The following is a 26,309-nucleotide window of genomic DNA, read 5'->3' on the forward strand; positions in this document are numbered from 1 at the left end:
TAGACTCGGTCGTCGTTCGGCTCAGGCCGGATGATTGTCGCGCGAGTGGCGGAATGGTAGACGCGCTGGCTTCAGGTGCCAGTGTCCGCAAGGGCGTGGGGGTTCAAATCCCCCCTCGCGCACGCTATGAATCAGCCGGGCCCCCGTTCTTTTGGGGGCCCGGCTGATTCATTTCATGGACTTGGGGATTTGAGGAGAAGCAAGGAACGAGCGACGGGGTCCCCCTCGCGCACGCCCGCAGGTGCGCCGGGCCGCACCCCGCACCACCCGCCGCGGTGCAACCGCGGCGAAAGCCGCGCCCCGCCGGGCGTGACGCGAGCCCCCCACCCCGCGCCCCCTCACGCCCCCCGCACCCAGTCGATCAACGCCAGGGCCAGCACGAGCGAGGCGGCCGCGACCGGGAGGGCCGCCCAGCGGATCGAGATCTCGTCGTCGCCGACCAGGCCGATCACGACGCAGGCGATGCCGGCAGGCAGTGCGACCAGGACCGGCGCGGCGAGCCAGCGCCGAGCGAGTCCGAGCAGTGCCCCGAGGCCCAGGAGTCCGCCGCCCCAGATGAGCAGCCCGACGGGGTCCATGCAGCCGAGGCTAGCTCCTGGGGGTGGTCGGGGCCCGATCTCGGCGTGCGGATCGCCCGCCACCCCCTACGCTCGTGCTGAGATCATGGTCGACCACGAGAGCCCGAGCCTGGAGCCCACCGGGTCGGCAGAGCCCGAGGTCAGCGCACTGGCGTGGAGCGTCGGCGCGGTGGCCCGGCGTCTGCACGTCTCCCCGTCGACGTTGCGCACGTGGGAGCGTCGCTACGGTCTCGGGCCCACCGAGCGCACCAAGGGTGGACACCGCCGGTACTCCGAGCTCGACATCTCCCGGGTGGAGCTGTTGCACGGCCTGATCGGTCGCGGGGTCGCGCCACGTACGGCGGCGCGGCTGGCGGCGACCCAGGGCGTGACCCCCGTGGCCCACACGGGGGAGACGGCCGACGTGGCCGATGCCCTGGAGGCTCCCGAGCTGTTCGCGGCCGACGTGCTGACCGCGGCCGCACGGTTCGACGGTGGCCGGCTGAGCCGGCTCCTGGCCGTCGTGGTGGTCGAGCACGGGGTCATCGACGCCTGGGACACCTACCTGCAGCCGGCCCTGCGCCACGTGGGCGACTCGGTGGCCGACGGGATCATTGGCGTCGACGCCGGGCACCTCGTGAGCGACACGCTCGCCACGGAGCTGCGGGCCTACGTGCGCGCCTGGCCCGATCTGGACCGCCGGCACGCCGGGGTGCTCCTGGCGACCGTCGAGGACGATCCGCACTCGCTGCCGGTCGTGGCGTTGCAGGCCGCGCTCGCGGGCCGCGGGGTCGCCAGCCACTCCTTCGGTGCCCGGCTCCCGGCCGGCGCGCTCGCCAACGTGATCGCGACGGTGCACCCCGCCGTGGTCTTCCTGTGGTCGAGCGCCGAGATGTCGCCCGACGACCACGTGTGGCAGGTGTCCTCGGCCGCACGCGCCGATGCGCTCGTCGTGCTCGCCGGCCCTGGGTGGCCGGCGCGGATGCACCACGAGGAGCCGAGTCGGGTCGCGCGACCCACGAGCCTGACCGACACCGTCGACGTCGTGCTGGCGCGCCTGGCCGATCTGTCCGAGAAGCCCCTCCGTACCGACCAGTAGCATCGGCCCATGACCGAACCCCGGGTGATCACCGAGATCGACGGGCCCGTGGCCCACGTGCGTCTGAACCGGCCCGAGAAGCTCAACGCGGTCGACCTTCCGCTGCTCGACGGGCTGCTCGCCAGCGCGTCCGAGATCGCGGGACGCCGCGACGTCCGGGTCGTGCTGCTCTCGGGCGAGGGCAAGTCCTTCTGCTCCGGTCTCGACTTCCCGTCGGTCAACCGGACCCCGCGCAAGGTCGTCGCCCACTTCATCGCGAATCCGCTGCGCGGCACCAACCGGTTCCAGCAGGCGCTCTGGGCCTGGCGCCGTCTGCCCGTGCCGGTCATCGCGGTCACGCGGGGGCACGTGTTCGGGGCCGGCGTCCAGCTCGCGCTGGCGGCCGACTTCCGCTTCACGACGCCCGAGGCGAAGTGGTCGATCCTCGAGGCCAAGTGGGGGCTCGTGCCCGACATGAGCGGCACCGTCCCGCTCGTCGAGCAGATCCCGCTCGACCTGGCCAAGCGCCTCACGATGACCGGCGAGGTCTTCTCCGGCGAGCAGGCCGCCGCGTGGGGCCTCGCGACCGGCAGCGACGTCGATCCCGACAAGCTGGCCCGCGAGCTCGCCGATCAGCTGATCGAGCGCTCACCCGACTCGGTCAGTGCCAGCAAGACGCTCCTCAACGAGGCCGCGCGTCGGGGCCTGCGTGCTCAGCTGCGGCTCGAGCGCCGACTCCAGCTCGCGATGTTCCGTTCACCCAACACGAAGATCGCGCGATCGGCGGGCACGAAGGGCGAGACACCGGTCTTCGGTCCGCGCACGTTCGACTGAGGCGAGCGCCAGGTCAGGCTGGTCGGCGAAGATGCCGTCGACCCCGGCCGCGACCAGGGCGTCGAGCTCGCGGTCGACGTCGACGTTGCTCGGGAGGAACTGGGGCTCGGCCCGCACGGTGTAGACCACGACCTTGAGCCCCGCCGCGTGCGCGTCGGCCACGAGGCTGCTGGGCGCGCCGATCGCATTCGCGGCGTCCCGCGGGAGCACCTGGTTCTTCTCCGGGCCGAGCCACGTCGCGTAGGTCGAGACCTCGCGCAGGCCGGCGGGGGTCAACAGCGGTGCGTGGTCCGCTGACGCCCCGGTGAGCTGCACGAGCGGCACGTCGACCAGGCGGCGCAGCTCCCGCAGGTTCCCGGGCTCGAAGGACTGGACGGCCACCGGTGCGTCCGGCCCGGTCCACCCGACCCGAGCCAGGCTGACGAGCAACGGGGGCGTGAGGTCGAGCCCGAGTGCGGCGAAGTAGCTGGGGTGCTTGGTCTCGGGGGCCACGGCGATGACGCGGCCGCGTCGCACCGCCTCGATCCGGGCCAGGTCGAGGATCTCGTCGAACGTGGGCACGGGGTAGAGCCCGTCGTAGAGGGTGTTGCCCGGGCGCACGGCGGGCAGCCGCTCGCGCGCGTGCAGGGTGCGCAGCTCGGCCAGGGTCAGGTCCTCGGTGAACCACCCCGTCACGGTGACCCCGTCGACGACCTTGGTCGTGCGCCGGTCGGCCAGCTCGGGGTGGTCGGCGACGTCGGTCGTGCCGCTGATCTCGTTCTCGTGGCGGGCGACGAGCACCCCGTCGCGGGTGCTGACGAGATCGGGCTCGATGACGTCGGCGCCCATCTCGATCGCGAGTCGGTAGGCCTCGATCGTGTGCTCCGGGCGGTACCCGGACGCTCCGCGGTGGGCGAAGACGGTGACCGGACGTGGGTCCATGTCTCGACTGCACGCCCTGAACGTGTCCGGCAGGTGACATCCACGCGCCGGGTGGACGAATCTCAGAGCACGTCGAGGCGCTTCAGCACCGCGCGCACGTGCGCGAGCGCGTGCGGGTCGCGAAGTCCGGTGGAGTCGTCGAAGTAGAGCCCGTCACCGATCAGCTGAATGGTGCGGGCCAGTGCCTCGTCGCCCAGGTGCTCGGCCAGCACCTGGAACCAGGCCTCGCGGACGCGGGCCATGGCCTCGGCCGCGCGCGGGTCGCTCTCCTGGGCGATGCGGGTCGCCGCGATGAGCGCACGGTCGAAGTCGCTCCCGGAGTCGACCGAGGTCTCGAGGTAGAAGTCGACGGGCCCGGCCGGGGCCGTGCGCATCCGGGCGACATCGGCGTCGGCCTGGTCGTAGAGGCGCTCGAGCATGCCCTCGACGAGCTCGTCCTTGCTGTGGAAGTGGTAGAGCAGCCCGCCCTTCGAGACCCCGGCTGCGGCGGCGACCGCGTCGAGCGTCGCGGCGCGGCCACCGCCCTCGACGAGCTGGTGCTCGAACGCGTCGAGGAGTCGGTCGCGCGTGCTGCGGTCGTCGCTCGAGGCCATGGCGGGAGTGTAGGACGAGTCACCCTCGCCACGTTTGGGACTGTACCGTCCAGACGGTACAGTTGCGGGCATGACCTACGACGTCCTCTCCGCGCGCGCCACGCGCCGCGAGTGGGCCGCTCTTGCCGCCCTCATGCTTCCCGTCCTGCTCGTCTCGGTGGACAACACCGTGCTGAGCTTTGCCCTGCCGAGCCTCAGCTCGGCCCTGGCGCCGACCGGCAGCCAGCTGCTGTGGATCGTCGACATCTACGCGCTGATGCTCGCCGGCCTGCTCATCGCGATGGGCAGCCTGGGCGACCGTCTCGGCCGGCGCCGACTCCTCGTGACGGGCTCGATCGGCTTCGGGATCGTGTCGCTGGCCGCGGCGTTCAGCCCGAGCCCCGAGGCGCTCATCGCGATGCGCGCGGCGCAGGGCTTCTTCGGCGCGATGCTGATGCCCTCGACCCTGTCGCTGATCCGCAACATCTTCACCGACGCGCGGGACCGCCGGATCGCGATCGCCACCTGGGCGGCGATGTTCTCCGGCGGCGCGGCCCTCGGCCCGATCCTCGGCGGCTGGCTGCTGCAGCACTACTGGTGGGGCTCGGTGTTCCTGATCAACGCCCCGGTCGTGGCGATCCTCGTCCCTCTGGCGCTGTGGCTCGTGCCCGAGTCGCGCGACCCCCGCCCCGGCCCGGTCGATCCTGCCTCGATCGCCCTGTCGCTGGCGGCGATGCTGCCGGCGGTCTACGCGATCAAGCACGCGGCCCACGCCGGGGTCGACGACGTCACGGTCGCCTGCCTCGCCCTGGCCATCGCCTCGGGCATCGCCTTCGTGCGACGTCAGCGGCGCAGCGTGACGCCGATGCTCGACGTCGACCTGTTCCGCAACCGCGTGTTCTCCGGGGCGGTCCTGGCGAACCTGCTGAGCCTGATGGCGCTCACCGGGTTCCTGTTCTTCGCGGCCCAGCTGCTGCAGCTCGTGCTCGGCCTCGAGCCGATGATCGCCGCGCTCGTGCTGCTCCCGGGCCTGCTCGTGACGGTGGCCGCCGGATTCGTCGCCGTCGCGCTGGTGCGCGTCGTGCCGGCGCGGGTCCTCGTGGCGGGCAGCTTCGTGGCGTCGGCCGGCGGATACGCGATCGCGGCCTTCACAGGTCATCCGACCGTGGCAAGCGTCATGATCGCGTTCACCGTCATGGGCCTGGGCATCGGCATGGCCGAGACGCTCACGAACGACATGGTGCTCAGCCATGCGCCGCCGCACCGCGCGGGCGCCGCGTCCGCGATCTCGGAGACGGCGTACGAGGTCGGAGCGGTCCTCGGCACGGCGGTCCTCGGCAGCGTCCTGACGGCGACCTACCGCTCGCACCTCGTGGTGCCGGCCGACGCCGTGGGCGGCGGCTCGCACGAGACCCTCGGCGCGACCCTGGACCACGCGGTGACGCTGCCGACCGGGCTCGGCACCGCGCTGTCGGACTCCGCCGTCGCGGCCTTCGACCTCGGGGTCCAGCACGCGTCCGGCGCCGCGATCCTGGTCGCGCTCCTGGCCGCCGCCATCAGCTGGCGCACCCTCCCGAGGTAGTCATGCGGAGCGCCTGCACTATGTGGACACTTCCGCACGGAAATCGGTCTCGAAAGCGTGCGGAAGTGTCCACATCTGGTGGGTCTGCGCGGAACCAACGGCTGCCCCTTACGCCGCTGTGGCGGTCCGGGCCTGGTCGGCGCGGGCCACGGTGGTGTCGATGACGCGCGTGACGAGCTGCGGGTCGTCGATCATCGGGACGTGTCCGCAGCCGGGCAGGTCGACGTGCTCGGCCTGGGGAAGTCGCGACCGGGCGGTGCGTGACTGCGAGTAGGGCAGGATCAGGTCCTTCGTGCCCCACGCGACGGTCGTGGTGACCGGCACCTGGTGGGCGAAGAAGTACCCGAGTGCCTGGATCGCGGTGCGCTCGAAGGCCGTGCAGTACTTGAGGCCGCGCGCGTCCCGCAGCGCCGCGTCCTGGGGGATGCGCTCCGGGTGGGCGTAGAGCAGCTGCCCGGACAGGCGCAGGCCGAGCTGCGTGCGGGTGAGCCGCTTGACCAGGAACTCGGGCGAGATCACCGCGAAGATGCGCAGCACGAACAGCGCGGCGAGGGCCTGGAACTTGCTGAGCGGACCGAAGAAGCCCGCCGGGCTCAGGGCCGTGACCGAGGAGACGAGGCCGCGCGCGCCGAGCTCGAGCGCGATCGCGCCGCCGAGGGAGTTGCCGACGACGTGCGGCTTGGTGACGCCCCAGCGCTCGAACTGCGTCGCGAGATGGTCGACCGCGTTCGGCATCGTGTAGGGCACGCCACCGGCGAAGGCCGGGGACTCGCCGAATCCCGACAGGTCCGGCGCGATGACGTCGTACCGCGTCGCGAGCTCGTCGATGATGGGGTCCCACGCGCCCTTGTTGTGGCCGATGCCGTGCAGGAGGACCAGCGCGGGTCCGGAGCCCTTGCGGACGTAGGTGAGGTCGGGGAGCAGCATCGGGGACTCTTCTCTCTGTTCCGGGCCGTGCGGTGTTCCGGGCCGTACGGGGATGCGCCATTGATGATGGCACGTTCCGGCCGGCAGCGTACCGCGAGTATGTTGACAACCGTGACACCACTACTGTCACAATGATGCTGTGAGCGTAGACAATCCTGTCCGAGGCCCCCTGGCCGGTGTCCGTGTCGTCGAGCTGGCCGGCATCGGTCCTGGCCCCTTCGCCGCGATGATGCTCGCCGATCTCGGCGCCGACGTGATCCGGGTCGACCGGCCCGGCGGCGGCGGTCTGACCCTCGGGCCCGCCGAGCGCGACATCCTGGGTCGCGGTCGGCCCAGCGTGGCCATCGACCTGAAGGCTGACGGCGGCATCGACCTCGTGCTCGACCTTGTCGAGAAGGCCGACATCCTGCTCGAGGGCTACCGCCCCGGTGTCACCGAGCGCCTGGGCCTCGGCCCCGCCGAGTGCCACGCGCGCAATCCCCGCCTCGTGTACGGGCGCATGACCGGATGGGGTCAGGACGGCCCGCTCGCGCAGAGCGCAGGCCACGACATCAACTACATCTCCGTAGCGGGCGGCCTCGATCCGCTGGGGCGCCGCGGTGGCGCGCCGGCATTCCCGCAGAACCTGCTCGGCGACTTCGGTGGCGGCTCGCTGTACCTCGTCGCGGGCGTGCTCGCGGCACTCACGCACGCCCGCGCCACGGGTGAGGGCCAGGTCGTCGACGCCGCCATCACCGACGGCGTCGCGCACCTGATGTCGATGGCTGTGACGATGCAGCAGAACCAGGTGTGGGACGGCCAGCGGGGCACGAGCCTGCTCGGCGGCGGCTCCCCGTTCTACGACGTCTACGAGACCTCGGACGGTCGGTGGATGTCGGTCGGTGGCCTCGAGCCACAGTTCTGGGCGGCGACCGAGAAGCTGCTCGCCGAGGCCGGGTTCGCCGACCTCCCCGACCGCAACGACCCCCGGAACTGGCGTGACCTCCGGGCCCGCCTGACCGAGGCCTTCGCCTCGCGGACGCAGGCCGAGTGGGCCGAGGTCTTCGAGGGCACTGACGCGTGCATCGCCCCGGTCGTGCCGCTGACGGAGGCCTACGAGCACCCGCACAACGTCGCCCGTGGCACGTACGTCGAGCGCGACGGGCTCGTGCAGCCCGCTCCAGCACCGCGCTTCTCGGCCACCCCGGCGACTCTCGGAACCCCGCCCTCGCGCACCGGTGCCGACACCCGAACGGCGCTGGCCGCGTGGGGGATCGACGACATCGACTCCCTCGTCGAGCGCGGCGTCGCCGTCCAGAACGACTGACCACCACCCGCAGCCTGATCCAACCCGAGGAGCACCCCCATGAAGCGCACCATCTTCGACGCCGACCACGACGCGTTCCGCGACACCGTCCGCGCCTTCTGCGAGAAGGAGATCGCCCCCCACCACGACGAGTGGGAGAAGGCCAGCATCGTCCCCCGCGACCTCTGGCTGAAGGCCGGCGAGATGGGCCTGCTCGGCTTCATGATGCCGGAGTCGCACGGTGGCGGCGGTGTCGACGACTTCCGCTACAACGCGATCCTGACCGAGGAGATCACCCGCATCGGCGCCTCCGGCGTGGGCTTCGTGATCCAGACCGATCTCGTCTCGGGCTACCTCCTGTCGCACGCGACCGAGGAGCAGAAGGATCGGTGGTTCCCCGGCTTCTGCTCGGGCGAGATCATCACGGCGATCGCCATGACCGAGCCCGGCACCGGGTCGGACCTGCAAGGCATCAAGACCACGGCAGTGCGCGACGGCGACGAGTACGTCATCAACGGCTCCAAGACGTTCATCACGAACGGCATCAACGCCGACCTCGTGCTCGTGGTCTGCCAGACCGACCCGTCCGCCGGCGCGATGGGCTTCTCGCTGATCGCCGTCGAGCGCGGCGCGGAAGGATTCGAGCGGGGTCGCAACCTCGACAAGATCGGCCTCAAGGCCCAGGACACCGCCGAGCTGTTCTTCGACGACGTGCGCGTGCCGGTGACCAACCTGATCGGCGAGGAGGGCAAGGGCTTCATCTACCTGATGGAGAAGCTGCCGCAGGAGCGCCTGTCGATCTCCGTCGTCGCCGCCGCGGCCACGCGCCGCATCGTCGACATGACGCTCGAGTACGTCAAGGAGCGCAAGGCCTTCGGCCGGCCGATCGGCAACTTCCAGAACACGCGCTTCACGCTCGCCGAGCTGCACACCGAGGCCTCGATCGCCCAGGTGTTCGTGGACGAGTCGATCGTGCGCCACAACGCCAAGGAGCTCACGGTCGAGGACGCCGCGATGGGCAAGTGGTGGACGACCGAGCTGCAGAAGCGCGCGGCCGACGAGTGCCTCCAGCTGCACGGCGGTTACGGGTACATGACCGAGTACCCGATCTCGAAGGCCTACCTCGACACCCGCATCCAGACGATCTACGGCGGCACGACCGAGATCATGAAGGAGATCGTGGGCCGCGGCCTCGGCATCTGAGTCCGATCCCCGAGGCGGGCCCCTGAGTCCGCTAGCGTCGCGAGCGTGAGCGATCGCCCCGGACTCGACGACGCGGACCTCGAGGCTCTTCTCGGCCCCGGCGCCCACGGCTACTTCGCCGGGGGCGCCGGGGACGAGCTCACGCTGCGCGACAACCTCGATGCCTGGCGGCGCATCGCCCTGACCCCGCGGGTGCTGGTCGACGTGTCCGAGCGCGATCTCGGCACGACGCTGCTCGGCCGCCGCCGGCCGCACCCGATCGTGGTGGCCCCGATGGCGTACCAGAAGCATGCCCACGCCTCGGGTGAGCTGGGCACCGCCGCAGCGGCCGCGGCGACCGAGTCGCTGTACGTGCTCTCGTCACAGACCACCACGAGCCCCTCGGCGGTGGCCGAGGCGCTCGGGCCCTCCGACCGGTGGTTCCAGCTCTACGTCTTCACCGACCGCTCGGTCTCGCACGACCTCGTGGCCGAGGCGCGCGAGAGCGGGTACGAGGCCCTCGTCATCACGGTCGACTTCCCGGTCGCGGGCTGGCGCGAGCGGGACAAGCGCACGGGGTTCCGGGTCGAGCACCCCATCGCGCTCAACCCGTCGGGACCGCCGCTCACGATCGAGCAGCTGTTCGCGATGCACGATGCGAGCCTGACCTGGGACGACCTCGCCGAGTTCGCCGAGGCGGCCGGGATGCCCGTCGTGCTCAAGGGCGTCCTGCGGGCCGACGACGCCGAACGGGCCGTCGAGGCCGGTGCGGCGGGGATCATCGTGTCCAACCACGGCGGCCGCCAGCTCGACACGACGCTGGCCGGCATCGACGCGCTGCCCCCGATCGTCGACGCCGTCGCCGGCCGGGCCGACCTGCTCGTCGACGGCGGCGTCACCCGCGGGTGGGACGTCGCCAAGGCGTTGGCGCTCGGGGCCGACGCCGTGCTGGTGGGACGCCACGTCCTGTGGGGCCTGGCTCGCGGTGGTGCCGCGGGCGCCGAGGAGGTGCTGCAGCAGCTGCTCGCCGAGCTCGACTCGACGCTGGCCCTCCTCGGCTGCCCGCGCGCCGCAGACCTGGACGCGTCATACGTCGGTCCGCGCCGCGCGGGCGAGGCATCGTCCTGGCCCTAGGCGTCGGTGCGCGCCTCGTCGTCCTCCACCTCGTCGTCGGTCGCCGTGCCGTCCTCCTTGAGTCCCGGCAGCGATGCGAGGACGCCGGCGCCGAGGATCAGCAGGACGCCGCCCAGGGACCACTCCGGTCCGACCTTGCCGAAGATCTCGCCGTAGACCATCTTCGCCGCGATGAAGACCAGCAGGGCCGCGAGCGCGGCCTTGAGGTGGCGCAGGCGCGCGACGAGCTCAGCCACGAGGAAGAACAGCGGGCGCAGGCCGAGCAGGGCGAACGCGTTGGCGGCGAACACGACGAACGTGTCGGTCGTGATGCCCAGGATCGCCGGGACCGAGTCGACGGCGAAGATGATGTCGACGATCGCGATCGCCACGAGTGCCGCACCGCCCGTGGTCAGCATGCGCTTGCCGTCGATCTTGGTCGTGAGCTTGTCGCCGTGGTCGCCCTCGGCGATCGTCATCCGCTTGCGCACGCCCGCGATGAGCTTCTCGTCGCCGTCGTGGTCGTGGCGGTGACGCCACAGGCGCAGGCCGGTCCAGCCCAGCAGGGCGGCGAACGGGTACGTGAGCCACGAGGCGGCGTCGAGCGCTGCAGCCCCGACCAGGATGAAGATCAGCCGCAGGACGAGAGCCAGGACGATGCCGTAGGTCAGGAGCCGCACGCGCCGGGGCGTGGGCACCGCGAAGGCGCCCAGGACCACGAGAAAGACGAAGACGTTGTCGAGCGACAGCGACTTCTCCACGAGGTAGCCGGCAAGGTAGGTCGTCGACTGCTCGGTCGTGCCCCAGAGATACAGGACACCACCGAACGCGATGGCGATGGCGATCCAGACGACGCTCCAGACCGCGGCGACGCGTGGTGTCATCTCCCCTCGACCCCGCACGAGGATCAGGTCGATGACGAGCAGGACGACGAGGGCAGCGACGAGCAGCGCCCAGTCGGTGGGTGAGCCCAGGGGCATGAAGAAGGGTCCTTCCTTCGCGGTGGTGGGTCGCGAAGGTTTTTCCGACCCGGTGACCGGGCCCATCCGGTGCGGGTCCTCAAGCGCGGACCGTGCTGACGCAGCCGGATCGTCGGGATACTTCCCTTCAGCATCGATCCTACCGGGCGCAGCGCGGGACCGCTCGTCAGTCGTGCTGGCCGGTCTGGCGGATCACGGTGCGCCGCTTGAGCTCGTCGACGGCGTCCTCGTAGGCGGACACCAGGGCCTGCACCGTGAGGGGCTTGAAGCGTTCGACCATCGCGGTGATCGCCTCGGGAGGCTGGCCGGACGCCTTCAGGTGGGGCCAGACCTCCTGGCGGAAGAGCTCGGTCAGCTGGTCGGCGAGCTGGGTGCCGTGCTCGAGCACGATGCGGCGCGAGGCGCGGGCGGCCTCGACGGGCAGCCCGGCGTCGAGGAAGCCGATGCCGACCGCGAGATGCGCCGGGGCCACGCGGAAGACGTCCTCGGTGGGAGTCGGCTCCACGACCCCGATCGCCACGAGCACGTCGAGGTCGTCGTCGCTCAGCGGGCGTCCGGACCGCGTCTGGAGCGCCTCGCGGTCCATCTGCTCGGGCAGGTCGGGGCTCCACGGCGCCAGCAGGGTGCGGTGCAGCGCGACCTGCTCAGGCGTCGCGTCGGCCGGGATCCGCTCCAGGTAGCCCTCGATCGCCGACAGCGTCAGACCGTGTGCCTGGAGCTCGCGCACGAGCTCGAGCCGGGCGAGGTGGTCCGGACCGTAGAAGCCGTTGCGGCCCTCGCGCCGCGGCGGGGGGATCAGGCCGCGGCCGGCGTAGAAGCGGACGGTGCGGACGGTCATGCCGACGCGGGCCGCCAGCTGCTCGACGCTCAGCGACGCGGAGGCGGTCGATCCCTCGGTGGCACTCACACGCCGAGGATAGTGGCAGTTCCGGTGTCACGGTCCGGTCCTCGTCCGCCAGGGCGTACAGTCTGCGCTGACTGTTCATCGTGCGGCCCTACCGCCGTGCGCATGACCGGAGTATCCTGACAGTTGTAGTGTCACAATGGCTCGGCCCGGTGGAGACACCGAGTCGCCTCCGTGCTGGCCCCCGGTCGGCACAGTGCTGACACCACGTCGGCCGACCTGCCCACCCGTCTGCGAGGACCCCCCCATGACCGAAGCTTTCGTCTACGACGCCATCCGCACGCCCCGTGGGCGCGGCAAGAAGACCGGTTCGCTCCACGAGGTCAAGCCGATCGACCTGGTGACGGGTCTGATCGACGAGATCCAGAAGCGCAACCCGTCGCTCGACCCGAGCACGATCGACGACCTCGTCCTGGGCGTCGTCTCGCCCGTCGGTGACCAGGGCGGCGACATCGCCAAGACCGCGGCCATCGCCGCCGGTCTGCCCGACACCGTCGCCGGCGTGCAGCTCAACCGCTTCTGCGCCTCGGGTCTCGAGGCCGTCAACCAGGCCTCCGGTCGCGTCCGCTCCGGCTGGGAGGACTTCATCCTCGCCGGCGGCGTCGAGTCGATGAGCCGCGTGCCGATGGGCAGCGACGGCGGCGCCTGGGCCATGGACCCGCGCACCAACCTCGACACCTCCTTCGTCCCGCAGGGCATCGGTGCCGACCTGATCGCCACGATCGAGGGCTACAGCCGCGAGGACGTCGACACGTTCGCCGCCGAGTCGCAGGCGCGCGCCGCCAAGGCGATCGCCAACGGCTACTTCAGCAAGTCGGTCATCCCGGTCGTCGACAAGAACGGCCTCACGATCCTCGATCACGACGAGTTCGTGCGCGAGGGCACCACGGTCGAGTCGCTCGGCAGCCTCAAGCCCTCGTTCGCCGACATCGGTGAGCTCGGTGGCTTCGACGCCGTTGCGCTGGAGAAGTACACGCAGCTCGAGAAGATCAACCACGTCCACCACGCCGGCAACAGCTCCGGCATCGTCGACGGCGCGGCCCTCGTGCTGATCGGCAACGAGGAGGCCGGCAAGAAGGCGGGCCTCACGCCCACCGCGCGCATCCTCTCCACCGCGGTCTCCGGCGCCGACCCGACGATCATGCTGACGGGCCCCGGCCCGGCCAGCAAGAAGGCCCTCGCCAAGGCCGGCCTGTCGATCGACGACATCGACCTGATCGAGATCAACGAGGCCTTCGCGGCCGTCGCGATGCGTCTCATGAAGGACCTCGGCGACTTCCCGCACGAGCGCACCAACGTCAACGGTGGCGCGATCGCGATGGGCCACCCGCTCGGTGCGACCGGCGCCATGATCCTGGGCACCCTGATCGACGAGCTCCACCGCCGTGAGAAGCGCTACGGCCTCGCCACGCTCTGCGTCGGCGGCGGCATGGGCATCGCCACGGTCGTCGAAGCCCTCTGACCCGCACGAGACCTGAGAGAAGAGAGACACATTTCATGACTGCAGCCGTGCGCTACGAGGTCAAGGACCAGATCGGTCACCTCGTCCTCGACGACCCGAACCAGAGCGCCAACACGATGAACGAGGCCTACCGCGACGGCATGGCCGCCGCGGTCGACGCCTACGTCGCCGACGTCCAGGCCGGCACCGTCAAGGGCGCCGTGATCTCCTCGGCGAAGAAGACCTTCTTCGCCGGCGGCGACCTGAAGCTCATGCTCAAGGCCACCAAGGACGACGCCCCGCAGTTCTTCGAGGAGGTCGAGAGCGTCAAGGCGGCGCTGCGCCGCCTGGAGACCGCGGGCAAGCCCGTCGCGGCAGCTATCAACGGCGCCGCCCTCGGCGGTGGACTCGAGATCGCGCTCGCGACCCACCACCGCGTCGCGGCCGAGGGCCGCTACGACATCGGTCTGCCGGAGGCGAGCCTCGGCCTGCTCCCCGGTGGCGGTGGCGTGACGCGCACGGTCCGCATGTTCGGCATCGCCGACGCGCTCATGAAGGTGCTGCTCCAGGGCCCGCGCTTCAAGCCGGCCAAGGCCCTCGAGCTCGGCCTGGTCGACGAGGTCGTCGCCCCCGACGACCTGCTCTCGACCGCCGTGGCCTGGGTCGAGGCCCACGCCGACGACGCCGAGGCCGCGACGCAGCCGTGGGACCGCAAGGGCTACCGCATCCCCGGCGGCACGCCGTCGACCCCGTCGTTCGCCGCGAACCTGCCGGCGTTCCCGTCCAACCTGCGCAAGCAGGTCAAGGGCGCCGACTACCGGGCGCAGAAGAACATCATGAGCGCCGCGGTCGAGGGCGCCCAGGTCGACTTCGACACCGCGTCGCGCATCGAGAGCCGCTACCTCGTCGAGCTCATCGTCGGTCAGCAGTTCAAGAACATGACGCAGGCGTTCTTCTTCGACCTGGCCGCGATCAACGCCGGCAAGTCGCGTCCCGAGGGCGTCGAGAAGCAGGTGCCCGAGAAGGTCGCCGTGATCGGCGCCGGCATGATGGGCGCGGGCATCGCCTACGTCACGGCGCAGGCCGGCATGCAGGTCGTGCTCAAGGACATCTCGCTCGAGGCCGCCGAGAAGGGCAAGTCGTACAGCGAGAAGCTGCTCGACAAGGCCGTCTCGCGCGGCAAGATCACCGAGGAGAAGAAGGCCGAGGTGCTGGGTCGCATCACGGCCACCGCCGACTACGCCGACCTCGAGGGCACCGACTTCGTCGTCGAGGCCGTGTTCGAGAACGTCAAGCTCAAGCACGAGGTGTTCGCCGAGCTCGAGAAGGTCGTCAAGCCCGACGCGCTGCTCGGTTCCAACACCTCGACGCTGCCCATCACGGGTCTGGCCGAGGGCGTCTCGCGTCCGAAGGACTTCATCGGCATCCACTTCTTCTCGCCCGTCGACAAGATGCCGCTCGTCGAGATCATCGCCGGCGAGGAGACCTCGGACGAGGCCATCGCCCGCGTCTTCGACTACACCCTCGCGATCAAGAAGACCCCGATCGTCGTGGGCGACAGTCGTGGCTTCTTCACGAGCCGAGTCATCGGCACGTTCGTCAACGAGGGCATCGGCATGCTGGCCGAGGGCGTGGCCCCGGCCACGATCGAGAAGGCCACGACGCAGGCCGGCTTCCCGGCTCCGGTGCTCCAGCTGACCGACGAGCTCAACATGGAGCTCATGGTCAAGATCCGCAACGAGTCCAAGGCAGCGGCCGAGGCCGAGGGCGGCACCTGGACCCCGGCGGCCGCCGAGGACGTCATCGACCAGATGATCGACGCCGGCCGACCGAGCCGCTTGAAGGGCGCGGGCTTCTACGAGTACGTCGACGGCAAGCGCACCGGGCTCTGGTCGGGTCTGGCCGAGAAGTTCCCGACGGCCGCCGAGCAGCCTCCGCTACAGGACCTGCGTGAGCGGCTGACGTTCATCATGAGTCTGGAGTCGGTCAAGTGCCTCGACGAGGGCGTGCTGCGCTCGGTGCCCGACGCCAACATCGGCTCGATCTTCGGCATCGGCTTCCCGCCCAACCAGGGTGGCGTGCTGCAGTACATCAACGGCTACGAGGCCGCTGACGGTCGCCTGGGCATCCAGGCCTTCGTCGAGCGCGCGAACGAGCTGGCCGAGAAGTACGGCGACCGCTTCCTGCCGCCGGCCTCGCTCGTCGAGAAGGCGAAGAACGGCGAGAACTACGCCTGACCCGCTCTGCCACGAACGCCCCTGTCCCCGCGCGGGACGGGGGCGTTCGTCATGTCCGGGCCCGCACCCTCCGGTGGTCGAATGCTCGGCGAGCCCTGGCGAGCCGGCGTATCGAGACCCGGTCGGCTGACCGCAGCCTCAGCCGCGACCAGTCCCACCGAGATCCTCGACCTGGCCGGGTCTCGCTTCCCCGAGGACTTCGTCCTGGGAGGTACCCACGGGATCGGGCGCGACCGCCCTCACCCACGCGACCAGCTGAGGGGGACGGGGGCGTTCGCCGTCGATCTGGTCACGTGGCCTGTCAGGTGAGGCTCGCCTCAGTTAGGCTCGTCTACTGTGACCGCCACCCTGACCGCGCCGGCCTCCCCGGAGGTCGAGGCCCCCCGGCCCGAGCACCGCTCGAGCGCGAGCTTGAGCCTCGGGCTCCTGGTGCTGGTGGGCGTGCTCGCGGTCGTCGCCTTCGTGAGCGTCGTGCTGGGCTCGCGCGGGGTGGGACTGTCGACGGTCTGGGCCGCGGTCTCCGACCACGACCCGACCAGCACCGACCAGACCGTGATCCGCGAGCTGCGTCTGCCGCGCACGATCCTGGGACTGCTGGCCGGAGCGGCCCTGGGCCTCGCCGGGGCGATCCTGCAGGGCGTCACCCGCAACGCGCTCGCCGACCCCGGGATCATGGGCATCAACTCCGGTGCCGCCGCGGCCGTCGTGCTGTCGATCATGCTGACCGGTCAGAGCGACGTCACGACCTACATCTGGTGGGCGTTCGCCGGTGCGGCGGCGGCCACGACCCTGGTCTACGGCGTCGCGTCCTTCGGGCGCGAGGGCGCCACCCCGATCAAGCTGGCGCTCGCCGGGGCCGCGGTGAGCGCCGGTTGCTACTCCGTCACGACCGGCGTCACGATGCTCGACTCCGGCGCGCTGGACCAGCTGCGGTTCTGGCAGGTCGGCTCGCTGGCCGGCCGTTACTGGCCGATCGTCGAGCAGACCGCCCCGTTCCTGATCGCTGGCATCGTCCTGGCCCTGTTCACGGGACGCTGGCTCAACGGGCTCGCACTCGGTGACGACGTCGCCACGGCGCTCGGGCAGCGCGTCGGCGTGACCCGGGCCGGGCTCTTCGTGATCGTGACCCTCCTGGCCGGCGGAGCCACGGCGGCGTGCGGGCCCATCGTCTTCATCGGTCTGGTCGTGCCGCACATGGCGCGGGCGATCTGCGGTCCCGACTACCGCTGGATCACGGCCTACTGCCTGTTGCTCAGCCCGATCGTGCTCCTGACCGCCGACGTGCTGGGACGGGTCGCCAAGGTGTCCGGGGAGGTGCAGGTCGGGGTGGTCCTCGGCCTGCTCGGCGCCCCCGTGTTCGCGTTCCTGGTCCGCCGCCGCAACCTGTCGGAGCTGTGATGGCGGTCATCGAGCGCGAGGTGGTCACCCGTCCCCCGGACCCGTCGCCCCTAAGGTCGGTCGTCACCCGGGTGCGCCTGCTGCGGCGGGGACGCACGATCGCGGTGACGCTCGCGCTCGCCGCGTTCGCGTTCGCGCTGTTCGTCGGCACGATGATGATCGGCAGCTTCGCGGTGTCGCCGTGGCAGGTCGTGCGGGCGACCTTCGGCCTGGAGACCGAGCCGGGCGTCGCGTACGTCGTCCGCGAGGTGCGGCTCTCGACCGCCGCGTCCGCGCTGGGCACAGGCCTCGCCATGGGGCTGGCCGGCATCATCTTCCAGCGCCTGCTGGCGAACCCCCTGGCCTCGCCCGACTTCGTCGGGGTCTCGGCCGGGGCGAGCTTCTTTGCCGTCAGCTCGATCGTCGTGCTCAACCTGCAGGGCGAGCTGGTCTCCGCAGCAGCCCTCGTGGGCGCGCTGGTCGCGGCACTGCTGGTCTACCTGCTGGCCTGGCGCGACGGGATCACCGGGTACCGGTTCATCCTGATCGGCATCGGCGTGAGCCAGTTCTTCCTCGCCGGCTCCGGCTACGTCCTGTCGCGCGCCAACCAGTACAACGCGCGCGAGGCGATGACCTGGCTCGTCGGCGCGGTGGGGCAGGCCGGCGACACCGAGCTGCGCGTGCTCTGGCTCAGCCTCGCCGTCGTGCTTCCCGTGGTGTTCCTGATGACGCGCCAGCTCGCGGCCCTCGAGCTCGGTGACGACACGGCCAAGGCGCTCGGCGTGCGGGTCGAGGTCATGCGGCTCGCGCTGATGCTGACCGCCGTCCTGCTGATCGCCCTGGCCACGGCCGTGGCCGGGCCGATGGCGTTCGTCGCGCTGATCGCCGGCCCGATCGCCACGCGACTCGTGGGGGCCGGCAGCTCGGCGCTGCTCGCCGCCGCGTTCGTGGGGGCCAGCATCGTGCTCGCCGCCGACCTCGTGGCCCAGCACGCGCTGCCGGCCCAGCTGCCGACCGGTGTCGTGACCGGGGCGATCGGCGCTCCCTATCTCATCTGGTTGCTCGTCTCGGTCAACCGGGAAGGACGTGGAGGATGACCGATCTCGACACGCAGGCCCCCTCAGAGGCACCGGCGGACCCGCAGTCGCGGCACCACGACCTGCGGGCCCGCGGCCTCACGCTCGGCTACGCCGGGGTCGACATCGTGCACGAGCTCGACCTGGTCGTGCCCGACGGACTCGTCACGGTCGTCGTCGGTGCGAACGGCTGCGGCAAGTCGACGCTCCTGCGGGGCCTGGCCCGTCTGCTCAAGCCGCGCGCGGGTGGGGTCGAGCTCGACGGGCGTCCGCTGAAGGAGTGGGCCAGCGCCGACATCGCCCGGGTCATGGGCCTGCTCCCGCAGAACCCGGTGGCGCCCGACGGCATCACGGTCGCCGACCTGGTCAGCCGCGGCCGGTACCCGCACCAGGGCTGGTTCCGTCGCTGGAGCGCCGAGGACGATGCCGCGGTCGAGGTGGCCCTGGCGGCCACCCACACGACCGAGCTCGCCGGACGCACGCTCGCGGAGCTGTCCGGTGGTCAGCGCCAGCGCGTGTGGGTCGCGATGGTGCTCGCCCAGGACACCGACCTGGTCCTGCTCGACGAACCGACGACGTTCCTCGACATCAGCCATCAGGTCGATCTGCTGGACCTGCTCGACGACCTCAACCACGTGCACGGCAAGACCGTCGTCATGGTGCTGCACGACCTCAACCTCGCGTGCCGGTATGCGCACCACATCGTCGCGATGAAGGAGGGCCGGGTCGTCGCTCAGGGTGCGCCGAAGGACGTCATCACGGCCGAGGTCGTCGACGACGTCTTCGGCCTCCCGTGCCGGGTCGTGCCCGACCCCGTCACGGGCACCCCGCTGGTCGTGCCCCTCGGCCGCCAGCGCGGCTAGCACCCACCACCGCTGACCCCCGATTGCACGATGTGGACACTGACGCACCCGATCTGACGGAAAGTTCGTGCGGAAGTGTCCACATCCTGCTGTCGGCCCTCAGTGGAGGCTGAGGTCCGGGTTGTGGGGGCCCTTGGGCTCGACCCAGAAGTCGAGCGCGAGGTCCTCCTCCTTGCCCCCGTTGAGGTAGACGCTGAAGTCGGTGACTCCCGCCTCCTCGAGCACGTCGTCGTCGATGTAGAAGTTGCCGGTGCACTCCCGGCTCGGGCGCGTGAGGATCTCGTAGGCGGCGTCGGCCATGATCGCCGGCGTGCGCGAGCTGGCGCCGAGCCCGGGGCCGACGACGTTGCGCACGGCGGCGGTGTCGATCGCGGTGCGCGGCCACAGCGAGTTGGCGGCGACGCCGTCGCCTGCCAGCTCGCCCGCCAGTCCCATCGTCACGAGGCTCATGCCGAACTTGGCGATCGTGTAGGCCGTGAAGGTCGTGTGCCACTTCGGGTCGAGGCTGATCGGCGGGCTCAGCGTCAGGATGTGCGGGTTCGCCGACTGCTTCAGCCACGGGATGGAGGTCTTGGCGAGCAGGAACGACCCCCGGCAGTTGATGTCGTTCATGAGGTCGTACTTCTTCATCGCGATGTCCTCGGTGCGCGAGAGGTCGATCGCGCTCGCGTTGTTGACCACGACATCGATGCCGCCGAACGTCTCGGCGGTCTGCGCCACAGCGTCGGCCACGAAGGCGTCGTCACGCACGTCGCCCACGAGCGGCAGAGCCTTGCCGCCTGCGGCTTCCACGGCCTCGGCGGCGGTGTAGATGGTGCCCGGCAGATTCGGGTGCGGCTCGGCGGTCTTGGCGAGCAGGGCGACGTTCGCACCGTCGCGGGCCGCGCGCACCGCGATCGCCTCGCCGATGCCGCGGCTGCCGCCGGACATGATGATTGTGACTCCGGCCAAAGACATGGGTCCTCCAGGTGGATCGCGTGTGGCAGTCTGGTCATCATGACAGTGGTGGTGGCACGATGACCATGGCGGCGCACGATCAATCATCCACGGCCGCGGACGACCCCAACGTGACCGTGGTCCAGGCCCTGGCGGAGCGGTGGAGCTGCCGGGGATACCGCCCAGAACCCGTGCCGCGCGCCACGATCGAGCAGATCGTCGAGTCGGCGCAGCGCACGCCGTCGTGGTGCAACACCCAGCCGTGGCAGGTCGCGATCTTCTCCGGCGACGCGATCGACGACCTGCGGGCCTCGTTCGCGACCGACCAGCGCATGACCCCCGACATCGACTTCCCGCCCGGGTACACCGGCGTCTACCAGGAGCGTCGTCGCGAGGTCGGCCTGCAGCTGTACGACGCGGTCGGGGTGGAGCGCGGCGACCGCCAGGCCTCGGCCCTGCAGATGCTGCGCAACTTCGACTTCTTCGACGCCCCGCACGTGGCGATCGTCTCGGCGCCGGCGAGCCTCGGGCCGTACGGGTACGTCGACTGCGGGCTCTACGTGCAGTCGTTCCTGCTCGCGGCGCACGCGCACGGCGTGGCCACGATCGCGCAGGCCGCCGTGGCCATGAAGTCGGAACTGCTCCACGAGCGTCTCGGCTGGGGCGAGGACCGTCAGGTCGTGTGCGGCATCTCGTTCGGCTGGCCGGACCCGGAGCACCCGAGCAACGCGTTCCGTGCGCACCGCGCACCGGTGAGCGACGCCGTCACGTTCCTCGACTGACGCAGCGCGCGGCTGGTCAGCCGTCGTCGGTGGTGGGGGACAGGCGGCCCCAGACCGCGACGGACGGATGGCTGTGGTGACCTCGCGTTGCCGGGTGGACGCTGGCTGAGGGGTTGAGGGTGTCAGAACGCCCGCAACCCCTCAGATTCCGTCCACGACCACCAGGGAAGATGCTTCGCGGTAGCCAGGGCACTCCGGATGCATCATCGTCCGTCCGCCACACCGGGTCGTCTGTGGCCGCTTGTCCGGTGTGACCTTAGGGCCGTCACGTGACCGAGGTTTCGAGGCTCGCGCGCCAGAGCGCACTCGCACCTCAACCGGCGGGGGCGGGGCCACCTCAACCGCCGGGAGCGGCGCCGGGGTCGCGCACGATGGGGCACGACATGCACCGCGGGCCGCCGCGACCCGAGCCGAGCTCGCTGCCGCTGATCGCGACGACCTCGATGCCCTGCTCGGCCAGGCGAGCGTTGGTGTGCTCGTTGCGCTCGTAGGCCACCGCGAGCCGTGGGGCGATCGCCAGGGTGTTGTTGCCGTCGTCCCACTGCTCCCGCTCGGCCGTGACGGGGTCGAGCCCGGTGTCGATGCGGCGCAGCTCCTCCAGACCCATCGCCCGAGCGGCCGCGGCGAAGAACGGCTCCCGGGCGCCGATCACGAGGCCCTGCTCGCCGAGCGTGAGCGTCGTGGCCGTGAGGTCGTCGGCCATGGTCGGGAAGATCACGACGGTGTCGACGTCGACCATCGTGACGATCGTGTCGAGGTGCATCGTCGCGCGGTCCTGGGCGATCGGCACCACCAGCACGGTGTGGGCCAGACCCCCGGCGAGGACCTGCCGCGCGAAACGCTCCGCCCCGGCCGGTGTCGTGCGCTCACCGACCCCGATCGCCATGACCCCGGGCGCCAGGAGGAGCACGTCGCCGCCCTCGACGTGCTCCAGGTGCGGACCGTGCACCTGGGCGACGCCCGCGAAGCGGGGGTGGTGGCCGTAGACGAGCCCGGTCAGCTGGGTCTCGCGCACCCGGGCCGGCATCGCGAGGCTCGTGACCGCGACGCGGTCCGGCAGCCACACCGAGGAGTCGCGCGTGAAGAGCAGGTTCGGGAGCGGGTCGATCACGAAGTCGTCGTGCGCGAGCAGGCTCGTGACCAGGGTGCGCACGGGCACCTCGTCGTTGCGCAGACCGGCGGTGAGGACGGTGGCGAGCTCCGTCGGGTGCAGGCCCGCCAGCCACCCGCTCAGGTGCGCGCGCAGACCGTCGCCCAGATGGAGGGCCGCGGTCGTCGCGGCGATGACGGCATCGCGAGCCTCGGCCGACTCGAGGGTCTGCTGCAGGAGCTCGACGAGGTACAGGACCTCGACGTCGTGGTCGCGCAGCGCCTGGGCGAAGGCGTCGTGCTCCTCCTGGGCCCGACCGAGCCACGGAACGCCGTCGAACAGCAGGGCGTCGTTGTTGCGGGGGGTGAGGCGGGCGATCTCCGCCCCGGGCCGGTGGAGCATGACGGTGCGCAGTCGTCCGACCTCGCTGTCGACACCGAGCGCGGGCTGCGTCGTCATGGTCCGAGGCTAAGGGATCGTGCGCGCCTGACGGGGAGGTCATCTCTGCGTTCCGGGCCTGGGTGAGCCAGCCATGACCGACGATGGAGGTATGACGACGCTTCGCCATGCCCGTGCGGTCGGCCGGCTCGCCGTCGCTGCCGTTGTCGTGGCCGGTCTGTCCGCCTCGGGCTTCACGCCGGGATCCGGCGGCGCGACCACGAGGGCAGCGTCCGCTGCGGCGGCACCGGACCCCGACCCCGCTCCGTCAGCTCTGTATTCGGAGACGACCCCGGAGGACGCCGATCCGGTCGGCCCGGACGAGACCGTGCTCGGTCCCGCAGCCGTCGAGGCGATGGGTGACGACCTCGACGCGGTCGCGGCCCTCAACGACCTGAGCGTCGACGAGCTCACCACCGTGTTGCAGGACCCGACCTACGGAGTCGGTCCCGACGGCCGGCTCTTCGTCGCCGAGTTCCTCGATGCGGATCAGGCACGCGACCCCGGGCACGCGCACGACTCCGCCGAGGCTCCGGCCGCTGGCACCGATCCGGTCGCGCTCGCCGCGGTCGTGCCCCTGGACCAGACGTTCCGGCTCAACAGCCTGCCTGGCTCGACCCGCACGATCTACCTGGACTTCACCGGGCACACGCTGACGAACACCGTCTGGAACCAGATGCAGGGCATCCCGAACGGCCGAACCGTGCCGCCGTTCAGCCTCGACGGATCCGCCGCGTTCTCGAACACCGAGCTGGAGTTCATCCAGAACGTCTGGGTCGCGGTGTCGGAGGACTATGCCCCGTTCGACGTCAACGTGACGACGCAGGACCCCGGCCAGGCTGCCATCACCCGGTCGTCCTCGTCCGACCAGGTCTACGGTGCCCGTGCGATCATCACGACCCCGGTCGTGCAGGCCGACTTCCCCGCAGACTGTCCCATCACGTCGAGCTGCGCCGGCCTGGCGTACGTCGACGTCTTCGACCTGTTCCAAGGTCCTGGACACCGCTACTACGAGGGTGCGTTCATCAACGCGGCGTCCACCTCGAACCCGCTGGCGCTGACGACGATCATCAGCCACGAGGTCGGGCACAACGGCGGACTGAACCACGCGGGTTTCGGCGGGCAGGCGTACTACAGCGGTACCGGCAACTGGGGTCCGATCATGGGCACGCCCTATGCTCGTGCCCTGAGCCAGTGGACCACGCACGCGTACTCCGGCGCGAACAACGGGGACGGCCCGGATCTGACGATCCTCGCCAGCAACGGCATCCGGGCCCGCGCCGACGACGCCGGAGCCACGATCGGCACTGCCGCCGCGTCCGGGTGGACGACGAGCCGCAGGGGCCTCGTCTCCGCGCCGGGGGACCAGGACATGTGGAATCTCGGGCGGTGCGACGGCACGGTCACCGTCACGGCGACCCCCTCGACCTACTCCACCAACCTCGACGTCTCGCTGAGCCTGGTGACCGGCACGAACAGTGCTCCAGTCGTCCTCGTGACCTCCGACCCGCCATCGGGGCAGAGCGGGTCCGGCTCGCAGCTACGGGCGACCGGCGTCGCCAGCAGCATCACCCGGACGGCCGGTGACACCCCGTACTACGCGCTGGTGCGCGGCAGCACCTCCGGTCCGGACGGCGGCTACGGCAACCTCGGTCCGTACACGCTGTCCGCCACCTGCGACGGCGTCTCGGCGCCGCCGCCGGGCACCGCGAGCTTCACCGACGTCCCCTCCTCGGCCTTCTTCTTCACGCAGATCGAGTGGCTCGCGGGCCAGGGAATCTCGAAGGGCTACGCCAACGGCGACGGCACCAAGCGCTTCGAGCCCTCAGCGGCCGTCCTTCGGGAGCAGATGGCCGCGTTCATCGCTCGCTACGCCGACGCGGACCTCCCGGTCGTCAGCACGGCGCCGTTCACCGACGTCCCGGCCAGTCACGTCTTCGCCAGCCACATCAAGTGGCTCGCGAACGAGCGCATCTCGACCGGGTACGACAACGGCAACGGCACGTTCTCGTTCCGTCCCAGCGCCCCTGTGCTGCGCGAGCAGATGGCGGCGTTCCTCTACCGACTCGCCGGGGCCACGTCCACGTCGACCAGCTGCGGCTTCGTCGACGTGCCGCCGAGTCTCACGTTCGCCAAGCAGATCTGCTGGCTCGCGAGCGAGGGCATCTCCACGGGCTACGAGGAACCGAACGGGACGAGGACGTTCCGCCCGGGCCAGCCCGTGCTGCGCGAGCAGATGGCGGCCTTCCTGTTCCGCTACGACGACGCCGGCCTGTAGGCCGGACCGCGGGTCAGGAGCGGAAGAGCCGGTCCCAGTTCTCGTGGCTCGTCAGTGCCGGCATCGCAGCCTGCCACTGTTTCTGCGCGGCCGGACCGCGGCGCTTGAGCTGACGAATCGCCCGTCGGATCTCGCGGTACGACCGCAGGGACTTGCGCCGCGAGATGCGTCGCACGCGGACCGTCGCCTGCGTGCGGTCGGTCGCGACGACGGTGCTGAACGACCCGGCGTGCCACCAGCTGGTGACCGAGTCGATCGCGGCGGTGCCGGACACCTGCAGGAGGAACTGGCGGCGCAGGAGCCGGCGAAGGAACTTGTCGGGGTCCTTCGGCCCGGGCAGCTCGAGCGCGAGGCGGACGTCGCCGAGGCCGGACTCGGCCAGCTCGGTCGGGGTGACGCGCTTGGTCTCGGGGTGGTCGGCGCGCAGTCGGTGGACTGCGGCCAGGGCGGTGCGACCGCCGTCCTGCAGCTCGTCGGGCCCGGCCAGGAACGCGTCGACCGCGGACACGACCGTCGCGATGAGCCCGTACCGGTACTCGACGAGAAAGTGCCGCAGCTGGCGTGCGAGCTCGTCAGCGCCCTGGCCCGGGAATTCGCCTAGGTACAGCGACGACACGATGAGAGCGTTGCGCCAGCGGAAGAACAGCGGCCAGTCGTCCCAGTCCTTCATCGCGAAGTCCGCGTGCCAGACGCCGGTGCCTGGCAGCGCCACGGTGGCGAACCCGCGGCTGCGCGCGCGGATGCCGAACTCGATGTCGTCCCACTGGAAGAACAGGGGGATCGGGAGACCGACCTCCTCGATGACCTCGGCCGGCACGAGGCACGCCCACCAGGCGGGGTAGTCGGAGTCGACGCGCTTGCCCGGCAGCTCGGTCAGCAGGTCGGCGTTCGAGAAGCGGTCGCTGGGCACGCCGGCGAGGAACCGGTCGAGGGCGGTGTTCTCGCCCTGGGCGACGAGCTGCGACGGGTGGTGGAGGTTGAGCATCTGGCCGCCCACGAGGGTCGGGCGCAGGGTGAGGGACGCGAACGAGGTCATTCGCAGGACCGTCTCCGGATCGAGGCGGATGTCGTCGTCCATCAGCAGGACGTCTCCGTCGCGGTCGCCGAAGCGGTCGCGGGTCTCGAGCATGCCGCGGGTGAAGCCGCCGGCCCCGCCGAGGTTGGGCTGGCGAACGATGCGCAGCCGGTCGCCCAGCCCCGTCACCACGGCGTCGAAGCCGTCCTGCTCCTCGACGAGCTGGTCGCCCTGGTCGACGACCACCACGGAGTCGACGACCGTGAGCATCGCTGGATCGGCGGCGAGGGCGGTGAGGGTCGCGAGGCAGTCGACCGGCCGGTTGAACGTGCAGATCACGATGCCGGTCAGCCGCTCGGCGGCGGGGGTCGGCGTCGTCGCGGTGATGTCGCTGACCGTCAGGGTGCCGGTCGTCGTCGAGATCTCCAGCCAGAGATGGCCCTCGTCCAGGTAGCAGTCGAGCGGCGCCCGGAGCGTCAGCGCGGTCGGGGTGCTGCCCGCGTCGATGTCGGCCCGTTCGAGGATCCGCGTCGTCGTCGAGAAGTCGTCGGACACCAGCTTGACCTCGCCGTGGCCGGAGACCGTCATGTTCAGATGGACCTCGCCGACCCGCGTCCAGCGCTGCCAGTGCGACGCCTCGACCCGGCCGAAGTACGTGCGCGTGGACGCCGCGCTCGACGGGTGCACCGTCACCGACGTCCGGCTGCTCTCGATCGTCCCGGAGTCCGCGCGGACGTACAGCTCGTCGGGAGCCGGAACGGTGGCCGCGAGGTGGATTCGCTGCAGCAGCGTGCCAGGAGAGGTCATGTCGTCGGCATCCTAGTGGCGTCGGCGTGGTGGA

22 protein-coding genes and 1 tRNA gene are annotated in these 26,309 nt (G+C 70.9%); 14 read left to right on the forward strand and 9 right to left on the reverse strand.

Translation table 11 applies throughout. The features are described 5' to 3' along the window. Nucleotides 1–39: 39 nt before the first annotated feature. Nucleotides 40–122: transfer RNA gene (locus KAG51_RS01565), tRNA-Leu, on the forward strand. A 216-nt stretch (nucleotides 123–338) separates the two neighbouring features. Here KAG51_RS01565 and KAG51_RS01570 read toward each other — a convergent pair. After that, nucleotides 339–578, reverse strand: coding sequence for a hypothetical protein (locus KAG51_RS01570; RefSeq protein ID WP_290579914.1), 240 nt, complete (start codon nucleotides 576–578; stop codon nucleotides 339–341). A gap of 85 nt (nucleotides 579–663) precedes the next feature. On the opposite strand from KAG51_RS01570, the gene KAG51_RS01575 reads away from it, so the two are divergent. Together KAG51_RS01575 and KAG51_RS01580 are read left to right on the forward strand one after the other, a co-directional pair. Further along, nucleotides 664–1,656 carry a MerR family transcriptional regulator gene (locus tag KAG51_RS01575; RefSeq protein ID WP_290579916.1) on the forward strand — a complete coding sequence of 331 codons (993 nt, stop codon included), beginning with the start codon at nucleotides 664–666 and terminating at the stop codon, nucleotides 1,654–1,656. A gap of 9 nt (nucleotides 1,657–1,665) precedes the next feature. Beyond that, the gene (locus KAG51_RS01580) at nucleotides 1,666–2,469 is read left to right on the forward strand and encodes a crotonase/enoyl-CoA hydratase family protein (protein ID WP_290579918.1); all 804 of its coding nucleotides are present in this window, start codon (nucleotides 1,666–1,668) and stop codon (nucleotides 2,467–2,469) included. On the opposite strand, the gene KAG51_RS01585 is transcribed toward KAG51_RS01580, so the two are convergent. Together KAG51_RS01585 and KAG51_RS01590 are read right to left on the reverse strand one after the other, a co-directional pair. After that, complete coding sequence (locus KAG51_RS01585; protein ID WP_290579920.1) at nucleotides 2,392–3,390, reverse strand: glycerophosphodiester phosphodiesterase; 999 nt, start codon at nucleotides 3,388–3,390, stop codon at nucleotides 2,392–2,394. The two genes, KAG51_RS01580 and KAG51_RS01585, sit on opposite strands and share 78 nt — an antisense overlap. 62 nt (nucleotides 3,391–3,452) lie before the next feature. Beyond that, the gene (locus KAG51_RS01590) at nucleotides 3,453–3,983 is read right to left on the reverse strand and encodes a TetR/AcrR family transcriptional regulator (RefSeq protein ID WP_290579922.1); all 531 of its coding nucleotides are present in this window, start codon (nucleotides 3,981–3,983) and stop codon (nucleotides 3,453–3,455) included. Nucleotides 3,984–4,053: 70 nt separating this feature from the next. On the opposite strand from KAG51_RS01590, the gene KAG51_RS01595 reads away from it, so the two are divergent. Continuing rightward, nucleotides 4,054–5,544 (forward strand): MFS transporter, encoded by a 1,491-nt coding sequence (locus KAG51_RS01595; protein WP_290579924.1) that lies wholly within the window; start codon nucleotides 4,054–4,056, stop codon nucleotides 5,542–5,544. A 108-nt stretch (nucleotides 5,545–5,652) separates the two neighbouring features. On the opposite strand, the gene KAG51_RS01600 is transcribed toward KAG51_RS01595, so the two are convergent. After that, the gene (locus KAG51_RS01600; protein ID WP_290579926.1) at nucleotides 5,653–6,471 is read right to left on the reverse strand and encodes an alpha/beta hydrolase; all 819 of its coding nucleotides are present in this window, start codon (nucleotides 6,469–6,471) and stop codon (nucleotides 5,653–5,655) included. A gap of 139 nt (nucleotides 6,472–6,610) precedes the next feature. Between KAG51_RS01600 and KAG51_RS01605 the strand changes: the two genes are divergently transcribed. The 3 genes from KAG51_RS01605 to KAG51_RS01615 are packed head-to-tail and all read left to right on the forward strand — an operon-like array spanning nucleotide 6,611 to nucleotide 10,072. After that, complete coding sequence (locus KAG51_RS01605; RefSeq protein WP_290579928.1) at nucleotides 6,611–7,777, forward strand: CaiB/BaiF CoA-transferase family protein; 1,167 nt, start codon at nucleotides 6,611–6,613, stop codon at nucleotides 7,775–7,777. Nucleotides 7,778–7,816: 39 nt separating this feature from the next. Then, a complete protein-coding gene (locus KAG51_RS01610) occupies nucleotides 7,817–8,959 on the forward strand; it encodes an acyl-CoA dehydrogenase family protein (protein WP_290579930.1) in 1,143 nt (380 codons plus the stop codon). 45 nt (nucleotides 8,960–9,004) lie between these two features. After that, nucleotides 9,005–10,072, forward strand: a complete 1,068-nt coding sequence (locus KAG51_RS01615; protein ID WP_290579932.1) for an alpha-hydroxy acid oxidase — start codon at nucleotides 9,005–9,007, stop codon at nucleotides 10,070–10,072. Here KAG51_RS01615 and KAG51_RS01620 read toward each other — a convergent pair. Both KAG51_RS01620 and KAG51_RS01625 read right to left on the reverse strand, forming a co-directional pair. Continuing rightward, complete coding sequence (locus KAG51_RS01620; RefSeq protein ID WP_290579934.1) at nucleotides 10,069–11,031, reverse strand: TerC/Alx family metal homeostasis membrane protein; 963 nt, start codon at nucleotides 11,029–11,031, stop codon at nucleotides 10,069–10,071. The two genes, KAG51_RS01615 and KAG51_RS01620, sit on opposite strands and share 4 nt — an antisense overlap. 166 nt (nucleotides 11,032–11,197) lie before the next feature. Then, nucleotides 11,198–11,938 carry a MerR family transcriptional regulator gene (locus KAG51_RS01625; protein ID WP_290579936.1) on the reverse strand — a complete coding sequence of 247 codons (741 nt, stop codon included), beginning with the start codon at nucleotides 11,936–11,938 and terminating at the stop codon, nucleotides 11,198–11,200. A gap of 244 nt (nucleotides 11,939–12,182) precedes the next feature. Between KAG51_RS01625 and KAG51_RS01630 the strand changes: the two genes are divergently transcribed. From KAG51_RS01630 to KAG51_RS01650, 5 genes are all read left to right on the forward strand, one after another. Then, a complete protein-coding gene (locus KAG51_RS01630) occupies nucleotides 12,183–13,397 on the forward strand; it encodes an acetyl-CoA C-acetyltransferase (RefSeq protein WP_290579938.1) in 1,215 nt (404 codons plus the stop codon). A gap of 35 nt (nucleotides 13,398–13,432) precedes the next feature. Further along, entirely contained in the window at nucleotides 13,433–15,613 is a 2,181-nt protein-coding gene (locus KAG51_RS01635; RefSeq protein WP_290579940.1) for a 3-hydroxyacyl-CoA dehydrogenase NAD-binding domain-containing protein, read from the forward strand. A 336-nt stretch (nucleotides 15,614–15,949) separates the two neighbouring features. Beyond that, the gene (locus KAG51_RS01640) at nucleotides 15,950–17,011 is read left to right on the forward strand and encodes an iron ABC transporter permease (RefSeq protein WP_290579942.1); all 1,062 of its coding nucleotides are present in this window, start codon (nucleotides 15,950–15,952) and stop codon (nucleotides 17,009–17,011) included. Beyond that, a complete protein-coding gene (locus KAG51_RS01645; RefSeq protein WP_290579944.1) occupies nucleotides 17,011–18,087 on the forward strand; it encodes an iron ABC transporter permease in 1,077 nt (358 codons plus the stop codon). The genes KAG51_RS01640 and KAG51_RS01645 overlap by 1 nt, the downstream gene beginning before the upstream one ends. After that, a complete protein-coding gene (locus tag KAG51_RS01650) occupies nucleotides 18,084–18,929 on the forward strand; it encodes an ABC transporter ATP-binding protein (protein ID WP_290579946.1) in 846 nt (281 codons plus the stop codon). The genes KAG51_RS01645 and KAG51_RS01650 overlap by 4 nt, the downstream gene beginning before the upstream one ends. Before the next feature lie 99 nt (nucleotides 18,930–19,028). Here the strand turns inward: KAG51_RS01650 and KAG51_RS01655 are convergent, their stop codons facing one another. Beyond that, entirely contained in the window at nucleotides 19,029–19,886 is an 858-nt protein-coding gene (locus KAG51_RS01655; RefSeq protein ID WP_290579948.1) for an NAD(P)-dependent oxidoreductase, read from the reverse strand. 65 nt (nucleotides 19,887–19,951) lie between these two features. On the opposite strand from KAG51_RS01655, the gene KAG51_RS01660 reads away from it, so the two are divergent. Continuing rightward, a complete protein-coding gene (locus tag KAG51_RS01660) occupies nucleotides 19,952–20,647 on the forward strand; it encodes a nitroreductase (RefSeq protein WP_290579951.1) in 696 nt (231 codons plus the stop codon). Between the two features lie 337 nt (nucleotides 20,648–20,984). Here KAG51_RS01660 and KAG51_RS01665 read toward each other — a convergent pair whose 3' ends face one another. Further along, entirely contained in the window at nucleotides 20,985–22,196 is a 1,212-nt protein-coding gene (locus KAG51_RS01665) for an arginine deiminase (protein ID WP_290579953.1), read from the reverse strand. Nucleotides 22,197–22,287: 91 nt separating this feature from the next. On the opposite strand from KAG51_RS01665, the gene KAG51_RS01670 reads away from it, so the two are divergent. Then, entirely contained in the window at nucleotides 22,288–24,453 is a 2,166-nt protein-coding gene (locus KAG51_RS01670) for an S-layer homology domain-containing protein (RefSeq protein WP_290579955.1), read from the forward strand. 13 nt (nucleotides 24,454–24,466) lie between these two features. On the opposite strand, the gene KAG51_RS01675 is transcribed toward KAG51_RS01670, so the two are convergent. Then, complete coding sequence (locus KAG51_RS01675; protein WP_290579957.1) at nucleotides 24,467–26,275, reverse strand: glycosyltransferase; 1,809 nt, start codon at nucleotides 26,273–26,275, stop codon at nucleotides 24,467–24,469. Nucleotides 26,276–26,309 lie beyond the last annotated feature (34 nt).

The organism is Aeromicrobium sp. (assembly GCF_023146395.1).
In the GTDB taxonomy this organism is placed as follows: domain Bacteria; phylum Actinomycetota; class Actinomycetes; order Propionibacteriales; family Nocardioidaceae; genus Aeromicrobium.

What these genes read in the sequence shown, in the direction of transcription:
- KAG51_RS01595 (WP_290579924.1), top strand. Translation starts at nt 4,054, where the DNA reads ATGACCTACGACGTCCTCTCCGCGCGCGCCACGCGCCGCGAGTGGGCC.
- KAG51_RS01620 (WP_290579934.1), bottom strand. Translation starts at nt 11,031, where the DNA reads ATGCCCCTGGGCTCACCCACCGACTGGGCGCTGCTCGTCGCTGCCCTC.
- KAG51_RS01580 (WP_290579918.1), top strand. Translation starts at nt 1,666, where the DNA reads ATGACCGAACCCCGGGTGATCACCGAGATCGACGGGCCCGTGGCCCAC.
- KAG51_RS01585 (WP_290579920.1), bottom strand. Translation starts at nt 3,390, where the DNA reads ATGGACCCACGTCCGGTCACCGTCTTCGCCCACCGCGGAGCGTCCGGG.
- KAG51_RS01675 (WP_290579957.1), bottom strand. Translation starts at nt 26,275, where the DNA reads ATGACCTCTCCTGGCACGCTGCTGCAGCGAATCCACCTCGCGGCCACC.
- KAG51_RS01655 (WP_290579948.1), bottom strand. Translation starts at nt 19,886, where the DNA reads ATGTCTTTGGCCGGAGTCACAATCATCATGTCCGGCGGCAGCCGCGGC.
- KAG51_RS01630 (WP_290579938.1), top strand. Translation starts at nt 12,183, where the DNA reads ATGACCGAAGCTTTCGTCTACGACGCCATCCGCACGCCCCGTGGGCGC.
- KAG51_RS01660 (WP_290579951.1), top strand. Translation starts at nt 19,952, where the DNA reads ATGGCGGCGCACGATCAATCATCCACGGCCGCGGACGACCCCAACGTG.
- KAG51_RS01645 (WP_290579944.1), top strand. Translation starts at nt 17,011, where the DNA reads ATGGCGGTCATCGAGCGCGAGGTGGTCACCCGTCCCCCGGACCCGTCG.
- KAG51_RS01670 (WP_290579955.1), top strand. Translation starts at nt 22,288, where the DNA reads ATGACGACGCTTCGCCATGCCCGTGCGGTCGGCCGGCTCGCCGTCGCT.
- KAG51_RS01635 (WP_290579940.1), top strand. Translation starts at nt 13,433, where the DNA reads ATGACTGCAGCCGTGCGCTACGAGGTCAAGGACCAGATCGGTCACCTC.
- KAG51_RS01575 (WP_290579916.1), top strand. Translation starts at nt 664, where the DNA reads ATGGTCGACCACGAGAGCCCGAGCCTGGAGCCCACCGGGTCGGCAGAG.
- KAG51_RS01650 (WP_290579946.1), top strand. Translation starts at nt 18,084, where the DNA reads ATGACCGATCTCGACACGCAGGCCCCCTCAGAGGCACCGGCGGACCCG.
- KAG51_RS01600 (WP_290579926.1), bottom strand. Translation starts at nt 6,471, where the DNA reads ATGCTGCTCCCCGACCTCACCTACGTCCGCAAGGGCTCCGGACCCGCG.
- KAG51_RS01570 (WP_290579914.1), bottom strand. Translation starts at nt 578, where the DNA reads ATGGACCCCGTCGGGCTGCTCATCTGGGGCGGCGGACTCCTGGGCCTC.
- KAG51_RS01665 (WP_290579953.1), bottom strand. Translation starts at nt 22,196, where the DNA reads ATGACGACGCAGCCCGCGCTCGGTGTCGACAGCGAGGTCGGACGACTG.
- KAG51_RS01590 (WP_290579922.1), bottom strand. Translation starts at nt 3,983, where the DNA reads ATGGCCTCGAGCGACGACCGCAGCACGCGCGACCGACTCCTCGACGCG.
- KAG51_RS01610 (WP_290579930.1), top strand. Translation starts at nt 7,817, where the DNA reads ATGAAGCGCACCATCTTCGACGCCGACCACGACGCGTTCCGCGACACC.